The sequence below is a fragment of the Streptomyces milbemycinicus genome (genome assembly GCF_002154605.1).
GTDB lineage: Bacteria > Actinomycetota > Actinomycetes > Streptomycetales > Streptomycetaceae > Streptomyces > Streptomyces milbemycinicus.
Map to the genome: position 1 here is coordinate 1 of NZ_MUNE01000331.1, position 12,059 is coordinate 12,059.

Sequence of the window (12,059 nt, forward strand, 5' to 3'; positions counted from 1 at the left end):
AGCCTTCCTCGGCGGCTGCCGCCGCCCCCGGCCGCCGGCAGCCGCCGAGGAAGGCTGCTCCTGTGGTGGGGGGCGCTGCTGGTACTGGCGGTCGTGCTCGCGTTCGTGCTCAGCGGCTGAGCGCCTGGCGGTGAACGGGCGGGGCGAACAGGCAGGGGCCGTCCACCGACGCCGGGCACGGTGAGAGGATCGACGCAGACGTAACCGTGCGCCATGAGGGAGGGCCCGAGTGTCGGTGGAGATCACCTGGTGGGGGCATGCCACCACCACCGTGCGGGACTCCGGTGTGCGCGTGCTGACCGACCCGCTGTTCGTACGGCGGCTGGCGCATCTGCGGCGCCGCCGGGGCCCCGTGCCGCCGCCCGCAGCCGAGGTCGCCGAGGTCGCGCTGGTCTCCCATCTGCACGCCGACCACCTCCACCTCCCCTCACTGATGCGGCTGCGCCCCGGCACCCGGCTGGTGGTGCCGCGCGGCGCCGGGCGGGCCGTGCCGGGGCTGCGGCGGGTGTCCCGGGCGCGGGAGCTGCGGGTCACGGAGATGCGGCCGGGCGAGGAGATCGCGGTGGGCGAGCTGCGGATCCGGGCCGTACCGGCCGCGCACGACGGCAGACGGCTGCCGTACGGGCCGAGCCGGGTGCCCGCGCTCGGCTACGTCCTGCGGGGCGAGTCCACGACGTACTTCGCGGGCGACACCGGTCTTTTCGACGGGATGGCGCGGGCGGTCGGCGACTGCGACGTGGCCCTGCTGCCGGTCGGCGGCTGGGGCCCCTACCTCGGCCACGGCCACCTCGACGCCCACCGGGCCGCCCAGGCACTCGCCCGGCTGGGCGCGCGCAGCGCGGTGCCCGTGCACTACGGCACATACTGGCCGATCGGCCTCGACGGGATCCGGCCGCACGAATTCCACTCACCGGGCGACGACTTCGTCCGGCACGCCGGACGGCTGGCCCCCGACGCGGTGGTGCATGCGCTGCGGCACGGCGAATGCGTACACCTGGAGACCACCGGATGACCGGCCATGTACTCGAGGGCATCGGCGAACTCGTGCGCGGCGTGCCGCCCGAGTCGACCCAGCAGGCGGTCGGCTATCCCTCGCTGTTCCTGCTGGTGGTGCTGGGCTCGCTGGTGCCGGTGGTACCGACGGGCGCGGTGGTCAGCTCGGCGGCGGTGGTGGCGATCCACCAGAGCGTGCCGCCCCTGTCGCTGCTGGTCGTCTTCGGTGTGGCGTCCTTCGCGGCCTTCCTCGGTGACATCGCCCTGTACTGGCTCGGCCGCCGCGGCCTCAGCTCGAAGAACGGCTCCCGCTGGCTCGCCCAGCTCCAAGGCCGCGCCGCCCCCGAACGCCTGGCCCAGGCCCGCGCCCGCCTCGACGAGCACGGGGTCGCGGTGCTGGTGCTCTCCCGGCTCCTCCCCGCCGGACGCATCCCGGTGATGCTCGCCTGCCTCCTCTCCCACCTGCCCATGCGCCGCTTCGCCCGCGGCGACGCCCCGGCGGTCCTGGCCTGGTCCGGGGCCTACGCCCTCATCGGCATCCTGGGCGGGTCGCTCTTCGCCAGGCCCTGGGAGGGCGTGGCCGCAGCGATCGCCCTGACTGTCCTCCTCAGCACCGCCCCCACCCTCTGGCGCCGCACCCGCGCCCGCCGCGAGGCACACGGCGAGGCGACGGGCTGACCATCGGGTGCACCCCCGGCTAGTCTCCTTCCCCATGGGGGAATGGCACTGGGCGGCAGTAGCACCGGACACAGCCGCACCGCACGGCTTCAAGGTCTCCTTCCACGCCCGCACCTTCGGCACCGAACAGGAAGCCCGGGACCACCTCCAGGGCTACCTCGACGCCCGCTCGGACACCGACGGCGACTGCGCGCTCGCCGCCGAACGGCTCCGGAGCCTGTCCGGCTACGCCCTCCGTGTCCATGTCCATATCCCCGGGAAGGCATGGCACGTCCTGGACGCCGAGGCAGAGCTGAAAAGGTTCGTCGCCGACCTCCAGGGTGTGGTCAGACCGGTGGCCTTCCGGCGGCCCGCTCCGTCCGCAGCGGCAGCGCCCGGTCGAGTGAAGCGTCGCCTCGGTGACTCCTCGGTTTTCAAGGAGACCGATGTGCTGCCCGAAGCAGCACGTGCGGCCGAGGAGCACAAGCTGGGCCGGCATCAGGACACGTTCGTCATGCCACGGTTCGGGGTGTTCAAGCCCAAGGGCGCGGGGAATCGGGTCTACGGGTTCGAGCACGGGCTCATCCGCCACGATGAGGGGGCGGCCCCTCAGGTGTTCCGGTGGGACCGGATCGTGAAGGTGTTACGGAGCGCTGTCACCCACCATTTCAAGAACGGGCGCTACACGAACACCACGTTCTCCTACGAGCTGACTCGCTCCGACGGCGCCAGGACAAGCATCGACGGCTCCTGCCACGACCCCCAGTACAAGCGGCATGCCAACCCCGACAGCCCAGGGATGCGGTACGCCCGGCTGGGACTGCGCGCCGATGAGCGGATCACCCGCATCCTGCTGCCGGACGCGTTGGCGGCACTGCGGCGCGGGGAGTCCCTCGCCTTCGGGCAGATCACCATCAGCGCGGCCGGTGTCCAGGGCAAGAAGGGCCTGGTGCCATGGTCCGAGATCACCACAGCTGAAGCCCGGGACGGAAATGTGGTGATCAACCGGGCGGGCAAGTTCTGGGCGGTCCACAACCGGCCCGTGCTCGCGGTCTCAAATGTGTCACTGCTGCTCGCGCTGGTCGACATCTGCCGCCGGGATGCCCCGTGACCGGGCCCCGGGCCCGGCCGCCGCGAAGTCGCGGCGCGGTCGGCCGGGCCTGCTCGGGCACTCGGTGGGCGGGGTCCGGGGTCAGCGGCAGAGGACGGATTGGAGGACTTCGGTCAGGACCCGCTCGGGCTCGCGTTCGGCGCCCTCGGCGCGCCAGGCGATGAAGCCGTCGGGGCGGACGAGGATCGCGCCTTGGGGGGTGGTGCCGTGGAGTTCGGTCCAGTCGGTGCCGGGGTCGGGGGTCAGGTCGTGGGTGGGGTCGAGGCCGAGGCGGTAGGCGGCGAGGGGGATGTCGAGGCGGTCGGCGACGCGTAGGGCGGCGCCGTGCCAGGCGGCGCCTTCGGGGCCGGTGAGCAGGACGCAGGTGCGCTCGTAGAGGTCGAGGGTGGACAGGCGGAGGCCGTCGCGGTCGACCCACAGGTGCGGGGCGCGGCTGCCGGGTTCGCCGCCCGCGGTGAAGCGGTCGGGGACGGCGGGGGTGGCGGGGTCGGCGCCGAGGACCGCGTCGGAGGCGTAGCGGTAGCCCATGGCCACGGCGAGCACATCGCGCTGCGGGCCGCCGGTGGACGGTGGCGGGCTGTAGCCGGGGTGGTTGTGTTCGGCGGAGCGCGCGGCGGCGCGGGCGCTGGTGGCCACGGCGACCGGCTGGCGTTCGACGCCGTAGGTGTCCAGCAGCCCGGGGCCGGCCCAGCCGCCGAGGACGGCGGCGAGTTTCCAGGCGAGGTTGTGTGCGTCCTGGATGCCGGTGTTGGAGCCGAAGGCGCCGGTGGGGGACATTTCGTGGGCGGAGTCGCCGGCGAGGAAGATCCGCCCGTCGCGGTAGCGCTCGGCCACCCGTTCAGCCGCGTGCCAGGGGGCCTTGCCGGTGATTTCGACCTCCATGTCGAGGACGCCGGTGGCCTTGCGGATGTGTTCGGCGCACCGCTCGTCGGTGAAGTCCTCCAGGGTCTCGCCGGTCTCGGGGTGCCAGGGGGCGTGGAAGACCCACTGTTCGGCGTTGTCCACCGGGAGCAGCGCCCCGTCGGCGGCCGGGTTGGTCAGGTAGCAGGCGATGAAGCGGCGGTCGCCCACGGCATCGGCGAGCCGCTTGGCGCGGAAGGTGATGCTGACGTTGTGGAACAGTTCGCCGCGGCCGGTCTGGCCGATGCCCAGGCGTCTGCGTACGGAGCTGCGGGGGCCGTCGGCGGCGATGAGGTAGTCGGCGCGCACCACGGACGTACGCCCGGACTCCCGGTGCTGGACGACGGCGGTCACCCCGTCGGCGTCCTGCTCGAACGAGATCAGTTCGGTGGAGAAGCGCAGTTCGCCGCCCAGTTCCTGGGCGGTCCGCAGCAGGACGGGTTCAAGGTCGTTCTGGCTGCACAGACACCATCCGGAGGGGCTGAGCCCGCGCATGGCGCCGCCCGGGTCGATCTCCCGGAAGAGCCAGTGGTGGTCCACTCCGGTGAGGGATTCGGCTTGCAGGATGCCGTGGTTGCCGGCCAGGACGGACGCGGCTTCGTGGATCGCGGACTCCACTCCCGCGGTCCGGAACAACTCCATGGTGCGGAGGTTGTTCCCGCGCCCGCGCGGGTGCGTGGAGGTGCTCGCGTGTTTCTCCACGAGCAGGTGTCCGACGCCCAGACGGCCCAGGAAAAGTGAGGCGGACAGTCCCACCAGGGATCCGCCCACGACGAGTACTGGCACACGCTCATCGACATGGGGATTCATCTCGCTGCTATTCCCGGGGTTTCGTCCCTGGTCAGGCGTCTGGCGGGCCCCTTCGCCCGGATGGCTCACATATCTCGCGGCATCCGTGGGAGCGCTCCACGATCGTATCCACGGGCGCCGCGTCCGGCGAAGGACGCCCCCGGAGGAGGAGTGGAAGATATGAGCACCCTGCCCAAGACTTCGCGGCCCGCGAAGTCCGCGACGACGACGGAGCCCCCGCCGCGGCATTCCATGCTCACCGACGCCCGGCTGCGTGTGGTGTTGCTGGTGTCGGTCCACGCGGGCGCCGAAGACCGTTTCTTGCATGCTTACGAGCAGTTGTCCCAGCAGGTGGCCGCGGTCCCGGGCCACATCAGCGACCAGTTGTGCCAGTCGATCGAGAACCCCTCGCAGTGGCTGATCACCAGCGAGTGGGAGAGCGCCCCGCCGTTTCTGAGCTGGGTGGAGAGCCCCGAACACCGCGAGATGGTCAAGCCCCTCCACGGGTGTGTCGAGGACACCCGGTCGCTGCGGTTCAGCGTGTTGCGGGAGACCTTCTCGGCCAAGGAGGCGGCCGGCCGCCGCGCCGCGTCCCCCGTACAGCTGGCCCCGCGGCTCGGCGACGGCCTGGTGCGGCACGCCCTGACCTTCACCGTGAAGCCCGGCAGCGAGCAGAGCGTGGCCAAGATCCTGGCCGACTACGCCGCGCCCGAGGCCCGCGTGGACGAGAACACCCGGCTGTACCGCACCTCGCTGTTCATGAGCGGCAACCGTGTCGTACGGGCGGTCGAGGTCAAGGGCGACCTGGTGGCGGCGCTGCGCCATGTGGCCAGGCAGCCGGAGGTCCGTGCGGTCGAGGAGGCCATCAACCCGCATCTGGAGGAGGACCGCGACCTGGACGACCCGGAGGCCGCACGGGACTTCTTCATGCGGGCGGCGCTGCCCGTCGTGCACCACCTGACGGCGGACCCCAGCCGCCCGCCGAATCTCCGGCGCCACATGCTGCTGTACCCGGTCAAGGAGGGCTGCGGCCCGGCCGTGGCCAGCCTGCTGGCCCGTCAGGACGACCTGGCGGTGACCAAGTCGAAGGCGGCGATGGCCTCCGACGGCGGCGAGGGGCAGCACACGATCGTGAGCAGCACGGTCTTCCAGCGCGACGACATCGTCGTACGCATGGTGGACATGGACGTACCGCTCGACCGTGATCTCGCGGTGGCGGCCGGGGTCAGCGGGCCGCGCGCGGCCGCGGTGCTGGGCCGGCTCCTCGACCCGGGGGCCAACGGCAAGAAGAAGATCGACCTGTCGAGCGAGGCCGGGCTGCGGCGCTTCCTCACCGACTGCGATATGGAACCGGTCACCGACCGCCGCGCGGCGGACTACTGACACTCCCCCTCCCAAGCCCGTACCCGCCAATCCCTACCCAATCTCCGTCGTGCGCGGCGGCCGCGCCGCTTTCTGGAGGCCACTATGACCACTCAGTCCCACCTCATCGTCGACCTGTCCGCGGTCGCCCCCAACCGCCGCCGTGGCGGCGATGTGCGCGCCATGCTCACCCCGACCACGGTGGGCGCCACAAGCGGCTTCATGGGCATGGCCGTCGTGCAGCCCGGCGAGCGCGTCACCGAGCACTACCACCCGTACTCCGAGGAGTACGTGTACGTGGTGTGCGGTGAGCTGGAAGTGGACCTGGACGATACGGCGCATCCGCTCCGTGCCGACCAGGGGCTTCTGATCCCCATCAACATGCGCCACCGGTTCCGCAACGTGGGCGACACCGAGGCCCGGATGGTCTTCCACCTCGGCCCGCTGGCCCCGCGCCCGGAGCTGGGCCATGTGGACACCGAGACCGCCGAACCCGCCGAGGCGGCGTCGTGACCCGACGGGTGGTGGTCACCGGGCTCGGTGTCGTCGCTCCCGGGGGTCTGGGCGTCCCGGCCTTCTGGGACATGCTCACCGCGGGCCGCACGGCGACCCGCGGCATCACGCTGTTCGACGCCGCGAGGTTCCGCTCGCGGATCGCCGCCGAGTGCGACTTCGACCCCGTGGCCTGCGGGCTGACGGCCGAGCAGATCGAACGCTCGGACCGGTATGTGCAGTTCGCGCTGGTGGCCGCCACCGAGGCGATGCGGGACGCGGGGATCACGCCCGAGGGGTCCGGAGCCAAGGACCCGTGGCGGATAGGCGTGTCGATGGGTTCGGCGGTGGCCGCCTCCACCCGGCTGGAGCAGGACTACGTCAAGGTCAGCGAGTCCGGCGCACGCTGGGACGTGGACCATCGGCGGGCGGGCCCGTATCTGCACCACGCCTTCTCGCCGAGCGCGCTGGCCTCCGGCGTGGCGGAGCTGGCGGGCGCCCACGGGCCGGTGCAGACCGTCTCGACGGGCTGTACGTCGGGTCTCGACGCGATCGGGTACGCCTTCCAGACGATCGAGGAGAACCGGGCCGATGTGTGCGTGGCGGGGGCGGCGGACACCCCGGTCACCCCGCTCACGGTGGCCTGCTTCGACTCCATCAAGGCGACCTCGACGAACAACGACGACCCGGCCCACGCGTCCCGGCCGTTCGACGCCCACCGTGACGGCTTCGTCCTCGGCGAGGGCGCGGCCGTGCTGGTCCTGGAGGAGCTGGAGCACGCCCGGGCCCGGGGGGCCCATGCGTACTGCGAGTTCAAGGGGTTCGCCACCTACGGCAACGCGTACCACATGACCGGTCTGACCCAGGAGGGCCTGGAGATGTCCGAGGCGATCAACCATGCGCTCGGCCACGCCCGGATCGACGGCACCGAGATCGACTACGTCAACGCGCACGGCTCCGGCACCAAGCAGAACGACCGGCACGAGACGGCCGCGGTGAAGCGGTCGCTGGGCGCCCACGCGTACAAGACGCCGATGAGCTCGATCAAGTCGATGGTGGGGCATTCGCTGGGGGCGATCGGCGCGATCGAGCTCGCCGCCTGCGCCCTGGCGCTGGCCCACGGCGTGGTCCCGCCGACCGCGAACTACGAGACTCCGGACCCCGAGTGCGACCTGGACTATGTCCCGCGCACCGCGCGCGCCCTGCCGCTGCGCAATGTGCTGTCGGTCGGCAGCGGGTTCGGCGGCTTCCAGTCCGCGGTGGTGCTGAGCCGGGCGGGAGGTGCGGCATGAGCGTGTCTCGCGGCGCTGCGCGGGCCCGTGGGGCGGTGGTGACCGGGCTCGGGGTCATCGCGCCCAACGGCGTGGGCACCGACGCCTTCTGGAAGGCCACCCGGGAAGGGATCAGCTTCCTGGACCGGCTCACCCGCCCCGGCAGCGAGAACTTCCCGGTGCGGGTCGCGGGCCAGATCCGCGGCTTCGACCCGGCCACGATGATCGAGGAGCGGCTGCTCGTCCAGACCGACCGCTTCACCCATATCGCGCTGGCCGCGGCCGACCTCGCACTGGAGGACTCGCGGCTGCCGGTCGACGACCTGTCGCCGTTCGCCGTGGGCGTGGTCACCGCGGCCGGTTCCGGTGGCGGCGAGTTCGGCCAGCGCGAGCTGCAGCAGCTGTACGGCAAGGGCCCGCGCCATGTGGGCCCGTTCCAGTCCATCGCCTGGTTCTACGCGGCCAGCACCGGCCAGGTCTCCATCCGCGGCGGCTTCAAGGGGCCCTGCGGTGTGGTGGCGGACGACGAGGCCGGCGGTCTGGACGCACTGGCGCACGCACGGCGGTCGATCCGGCACGGGGCGGACGCGATCGTCGCGGGTGCCACCGAGGCGGGGCTCGCCCCGTACTCGATGGTGTGCCAGCTGGGGTGGCGGGAGCTCAGCCGGGCCCGTGAGGCGGGCCGGGCGTATCTGCCGTTCACCACCGATGCGTGCGGCTTCGTACCCGGCGAGGGCGGGGCCATGTTCGTCGTGGAGGAGGAGGGGGCGGCCCGCCGCCGCGGGGTGCCGATCCGCGGGTTCATCAGCGGCTACGGGGCGACCTTCACCGGGGCGTCCCGGTGGGAGGAGTCCCGGGAGGGGCTGGCCCGCGCGATCCGCGTGGCGCTGGACGACGCGCAGTGCGCGCCCGAGGAGATCGACGTGGTGTTCGCGGACGCGCTCGGCGTGCCGGAGGCGGACCGGGCCGAGGCGCTGGCGATCGCCGACGCCCTGGGCCCACACGGCACCCGCGTCCCGGTGACCGCGCCCAAGACCGGCTTCGGCCGGGCGCACTGCGCGGCCCCCACGCTGGATGTGGCGGCCGCGGTGCTCGCCATGGAGCACCGCATGGTGCCGCCCACACCGTATGTCACCGACGTCTGCCATGAGCTCGACCTGGTCACCCGCAGTCCCCGGCCCGCCGAGCCGCGGTGTGCGCTGGTGCTCAGCCGGGGGCTCATGGGCTACAACGCGGCGCTCGTGCTCCGCGGCCCGGAAGGAGATATGTGATGTCCCGTCAATTCGCCCACCAGGAGTTGGCCGCGCTCATGAAGAAGTGCGCCGGCCTGACCGTCGACCCGGCCGCCCTCGCGGGGTCGCCGGAGATGACCTTCACCGAGTTCGGCCTCGACTCGCTCGGTCTGCTCGCCATCGTCGGCGAGCTGGAGAACCACTACGGCACCCCGATCGAACCGGGTGCCGAGAGCTGCAAGACCCCCAATGACTTCATCGACGTCATCAACGCCTCAATCACCGCAGGAGCATGAGATGCCCGGGCACACCGACAACGAGATCACCATCGCGGCACCGATGGACCTGGTGTGGGACATGACCAACGACATCGAGAACTGGCCGGACCTGTTCAGCGAGTACGCCTCGGTCGAGGTGCTGCGGCGGGAGGGTGACACCACCACCTTCCGGCTGACCATGCACCCCGACGAGAACGGCAAGGTCTGGAGCTGGGTGTCCGAGCGCGAGACCGCCCGCGATGTGCACACCGTATGGGCGCGCCGGGTCGAGACCGGCCCGTTCGCCTTCATGAACATCCGCTGGGAGTACGACGACATGCCCAAGGGCACCCGGATGCGCTGGACCCAGGACTTCGAGATGAGACCCGACGCGCCGATCGACGACGCCGGGATGACGGACCTCATCAACCGCAACTCCAAGATCCAGATGGAGCTCATCCGGGAGAAGATCGAGCAGCGCGCCCGCGCCACGGTGGAGGCCTGACGATGTACCGCACCATGATCGTCGCCAAGATGAACCGGGACGCCGGGCCCGACATCGCCAAGGTCTTCGCCCACTCCGACCAGGGCGAACTGCCCGGGCTGATCGGGGTCACCGGCCGCAGCCTGTTCCAGTTCGGCGATGTGTATCTGCATCTGATCGAGGCCGAGCAGCCGCCGGCCGACCAGGTCGCCCGGTACGCCAAGCACCCCGAGTTCCGTGACGTCAGCGCCCGGCTCCAGCCGTTTGTGCAGGCGTACGACCCGGAGACCTGGCGCGAGCCCAAGGACGCCATGGCGCACGAGTTCTACCGCTGGGAGCGCGACCGCGCCTGAGCAAGGCCGGAAGGGGCCGGAAGGGAGCACCACTGTGGTCGCGGACTGGGTGCGCTGCGAGCGCTGCGCCGACCTGATCTACGGCAAGAGGTTCGCGCGCACCCTGCGCGTATGCCCGGACTGCGGCTGGCACAGCCCGCTGACCGCGCGGCAGCGGCTGGACCAACTGCTCGACGCCGACTCCGCGGCGCCGGTCGGCGAGGTGCAGCCGCTGCACGACCCGCTGGAGTTCGCCGACACCCGGCCGTACGCGGAGCGGCTGGCGGACGCGCGGGCGAAGACGGGTCTCAAGGAGGCGGTGATCTGCGCCCTGGGCCGGATCGACGATCAGCCCGTGGTCGTCGCGGCGATGGACTTCCGGTTCCTCGGCGGCAGCCTCGGCTGCGGAGTGGGCGCGCTGATCTGCGAGGCGGCCCGGACCAGCCTCGCCCGGCGCGTCCCGCTGCTGCTGGTCACCGCCTCCGGCGGGGCCCGGATGCAGGAGGGCGCGCTGGCCCTGATGCAGATGGCCAAGACCGCACAGGCGATGGCCGAACTCGACGAGGCCGGGATCCTGACGGTCTCGCTCATCACCGATCCGACATACGGGGGCGTGGCGGCGTCCTACGCCACCCTCGCCGATGTCATCCTCGCCGAACCCGGCGCGCGGCTCGGCTTCGCCGGGCCCAGGGTCATCGAGCAGACGACCCGGGAGCGGCTGCCGGAGGGTTTCCAGACCGCGGAGTTCCTGATGGAACACGGCATGGTCGACGACATCATCCCCCGCTCCGCCCTCCGCCCCACCCTGGCCCGGCTGTTGGCCTTGGGCGGCTCGGGCACGTCGGGGCCCGGGGGCCCGACGGCCGGGCCCGCGACGCGGGGCGCCTCCGACGGGGCGAGCCGGCCGCACGCAACCCCGCACGCGGGACCGGACGGCGGGCCGGAAGCGCCCGCCGCCCCCCTGAGCGCGGCGGCGCGCCACCCGGGCGCGGCATCCCACGGCACCCTCGGCGCGCGGGCGGAGGCGGCCGGGACCGCGCGGAGCGCGGTTATGCGGGAGGTCAAGAAGGTGGCGGAGCGGGATGCCTGGGAGGCGGTGCGGGGGGCCCGGCATCCGGATCGGCCGACGGTGATGGATTACATCGGCCATATCGTCGACGACTTCCACGAGTTGCACGGCGACCGGCTCGCCGAGGACTGCCCAGCCGTGGTCGGCGGTCCGGGGCGGATCGGGGGGCGGCCGGTGATGGTGATCGGGCAGCACAAGGGCGGGGCGAGCCTGGCGGAGCGGCAGGCGCACCGGTTCGGGATGCCCGCGCCCAGTGGCTATCGCAAGTCCGCGCGGCTGATGCGGACGGCGGCGAAGCTCGGGCTGCCGGTGGTGACCTTGGTGGACACGCCGGGGGCCAACCCGGGCCCGGACGCGGAGCGCGGCGGCCAGGCACTGGCCATCGCGGAGAATCTGCGGCTGATGGTGCGGCTGCCGGTGCCCGTGGTGGCCGCGGTGGTCGGTGAGGGGGGCAGTGGTGGCGCGCTCGCGCTGGCGGTCGCCGACCGGGTGCTGATCAGCGCGGGCGGTATCTACTCGGTCATCAGCCCGGAGGGCTGCGCCGCCATCTTGTGGAAGAACCCCGAGGCGGCCCAGGCCGCCGCGGTGGCTCTGCGGCTGGACCCGAGGGAGCTGTTGCGGCTCGGGGTGGTCGACGGGGTCGTACCGGAGCCGCCGGACGGCGCCCACCGCGATCCCGCCAAGGCCGCCGCCCTGCTCGGCGACGCGCTCGTCGAGGCGCTGGGCGAGTTGGTGCCGTGGGAGGCGGACCGGCTGCTGGCGGCGCGGGCGGAGCGGTTTCGCCGCTTCGGTCTTGACACGGGGGTGACCGCCGGGTCGGCCGGCGCGCAGCTACACACCGGGAGAGGTGCATCGTGACAGCGGACAGCCACATCACGGACCATCGCGAGAACGGGCACCGGCCGGGCGCGGTCGTGCTGCCCCCGCATGCCACGCTGGATTCCCTGTGCCGCAGTGTGACGGAGCTGGCGAAGGCCGCGGACAAGCAGCCGCGCCGGATCACGCTGCGGCATGGGCAGACGTCGGTTGAAATGGAGTGGCCCGATCCGGCCGAGTCCGAGCCCGAGCACAACCACGCACCGCCGTCCGGGCCCGCCACCGCTCCCCCGC

The 12,059-nt window shown here is 72.3% G+C and carries 12 protein-coding genes and 1 pseudogene; 12 read left to right on the forward strand and 1 reads right to left on the reverse strand.

Features of this window, described 5'->3' with window-relative positions; genetic code table 11:
* Nucleotides 1–229 precede the first annotated feature (229 nt).
* The 3 genes from CCN51_RS25930 to CCN51_RS25940 are packed head-to-tail and all read left to right on the forward strand — an operon-like array spanning nucleotide 230 to nucleotide 2,761.
* The gene (locus CCN51_RS25930) at nucleotides 230–1,012 is read left to right on the forward strand and encodes an MBL fold metallo-hydrolase (RefSeq protein WP_014175356.1); all 783 of its coding nucleotides are present in this window, start codon (nucleotides 230–232) and stop codon (nucleotides 1,010–1,012) included.
* Nucleotides 1,009–1,671: a DedA family protein gene (locus CCN51_RS25935; RefSeq protein WP_014175357.1), complete on the forward strand. Its 663-nt coding sequence runs from the start codon at nucleotides 1,009–1,011 to the stop codon at nucleotides 1,669–1,671. The genes CCN51_RS25930 and CCN51_RS25935 overlap by 4 nt, the downstream gene beginning before the upstream one ends.
* A 34-nt stretch (nucleotides 1,672–1,705) precedes the next feature.
* Complete coding sequence (locus tag CCN51_RS25940; protein ID WP_014175358.1) at nucleotides 1,706–2,761, forward strand: DUF6585 family protein; 1,056 nt, start codon at nucleotides 1,706–1,708, stop codon at nucleotides 2,759–2,761.
* Nucleotides 2,762–2,842: 81 nt separating this feature from the next.
* On the opposite strand, the gene CCN51_RS25945 is transcribed toward CCN51_RS25940, so the two are convergent.
* On the reverse strand, nucleotides 2,843–4,471 hold the full coding sequence (locus tag CCN51_RS25945) for an FAD-dependent oxidoreductase (protein ID WP_014175359.1): 1,629 nt from the start codon (nucleotides 4,469–4,471) through the stop codon (nucleotides 2,843–2,845).
* Nucleotides 4,472–4,630: 159 nt separating this feature from the next.
* Here CCN51_RS25945 and CCN51_RS25950 point away from each other — a divergent pair, with 159 nt between their 5' ends.
* The 9 genes and pseudogenes from CCN51_RS25950 to CCN51_RS25990 form a co-directional block, all read left to right on the forward strand.
* Nucleotides 4,631–5,833, forward strand: coding sequence for a SchA/CurD-like domain-containing protein (locus CCN51_RS25950; protein ID WP_014175360.1), 1,203 nt, complete (start codon nucleotides 4,631–4,633; stop codon nucleotides 5,831–5,833).
* Between the two features lie 84 nt (nucleotides 5,834–5,917).
* Nucleotides 5,918–6,325, forward strand: a complete 408-nt coding sequence (locus CCN51_RS25955) for a cupin domain-containing protein (protein WP_014175361.1) — start codon at nucleotides 5,918–5,920, stop codon at nucleotides 6,323–6,325.
* The gene (locus CCN51_RS25960) at nucleotides 6,322–7,596 is read left to right on the forward strand and encodes a beta-ketoacyl-[acyl-carrier-protein] synthase family protein (protein ID WP_014175362.1); all 1,275 of its coding nucleotides are present in this window, start codon (nucleotides 6,322–6,324) and stop codon (nucleotides 7,594–7,596) included. The genes CCN51_RS25955 and CCN51_RS25960 overlap by 4 nt, the downstream gene beginning before the upstream one ends.
* Nucleotides 7,593–8,846 (forward strand): beta-ketoacyl synthase N-terminal-like domain-containing protein, encoded by a 1,254-nt coding sequence (locus CCN51_RS25965; RefSeq protein ID WP_014175363.1) that lies wholly within the window; start codon nucleotides 7,593–7,595, stop codon nucleotides 8,844–8,846. The genes CCN51_RS25960 and CCN51_RS25965 overlap by 4 nt, the downstream gene beginning before the upstream one ends.
* The gene (locus CCN51_RS25970) at nucleotides 8,846–9,103 is read left to right on the forward strand and encodes an acyl carrier protein (protein WP_014175364.1); all 258 of its coding nucleotides are present in this window, start codon (nucleotides 8,846–8,848) and stop codon (nucleotides 9,101–9,103) included. The genes CCN51_RS25965 and CCN51_RS25970 overlap by 1 nt, the downstream gene beginning before the upstream one ends.
* Before the next feature lies 1 nt (nucleotide 9,104).
* On the forward strand, nucleotides 9,105–9,569 hold the full coding sequence (locus CCN51_RS25975; protein WP_014175365.1) for an SRPBCC family protein: 465 nt from the start codon (nucleotides 9,105–9,107) through the stop codon (nucleotides 9,567–9,569).
* Nucleotides 9,570–9,571: 2 nt separating this feature from the next.
* The gene (locus CCN51_RS25980; RefSeq protein WP_014175366.1) at nucleotides 9,572–9,901 is read left to right on the forward strand and encodes a TcmI family type II polyketide cyclase; all 330 of its coding nucleotides are present in this window, start codon (nucleotides 9,572–9,574) and stop codon (nucleotides 9,899–9,901) included.
* 34 nt (nucleotides 9,902–9,935) lie between these two features.
* The gene (gene accD / locus CCN51_RS25985; protein ID WP_086860134.1) at nucleotides 9,936–11,807 is read left to right on the forward strand and encodes an acetyl-CoA carboxylase, carboxyltransferase subunit beta; all 1,872 of its coding nucleotides are present in this window, start codon (nucleotides 9,936–9,938) and stop codon (nucleotides 11,805–11,807) included.
* Nucleotides 11,804–12,059: pseudogene (locus tag CCN51_RS25990) on the forward strand (acetyl-CoA carboxylase biotin carboxyl carrier protein); the annotation flags it as partial. The gene accD and the pseudogene CCN51_RS25990, both read left to right, overlap by 4 nt.

Excerpts from the sequence above, each read along its gene's own strand:
- CCN51_RS25935 (WP_014175357.1), top strand. The coding sequence starts at position 1,009 with ATGACCGGCCATGTACTCGAGGGCATCGGCGAACTCGTGCGCGGCGTG.
- CCN51_RS25940 (WP_014175358.1), top strand. The coding sequence starts at position 1,706 with ATGGGGGAATGGCACTGGGCGGCAGTAGCACCGGACACAGCCGCACCG.
- CCN51_RS25945 (WP_014175359.1), bottom strand. The coding sequence starts at position 4,471 with ATGAATCCCCATGTCGATGAGCGTGTGCCAGTACTCGTCGTGGGCGGA.
- CCN51_RS25950 (WP_014175360.1), top strand. The coding sequence starts at position 4,631 with ATGAGCACCCTGCCCAAGACTTCGCGGCCCGCGAAGTCCGCGACGACG.
- CCN51_RS25955 (WP_014175361.1), top strand. The coding sequence starts at position 5,918 with ATGACCACTCAGTCCCACCTCATCGTCGACCTGTCCGCGGTCGCCCCC.
- CCN51_RS25965 (WP_014175363.1), top strand. The coding sequence starts at position 7,593 with ATGAGCGTGTCTCGCGGCGCTGCGCGGGCCCGTGGGGCGGTGGTGACC.
- CCN51_RS25970 (WP_014175364.1), top strand. The coding sequence starts at position 8,846 with ATGTCCCGTCAATTCGCCCACCAGGAGTTGGCCGCGCTCATGAAGAAG.
- CCN51_RS25975 (WP_014175365.1), top strand. The coding sequence starts at position 9,105 with ATGCCCGGGCACACCGACAACGAGATCACCATCGCGGCACCGATGGAC.
- CCN51_RS25980 (WP_014175366.1), top strand. The coding sequence starts at position 9,572 with ATGTACCGCACCATGATCGTCGCCAAGATGAACCGGGACGCCGGGCCC.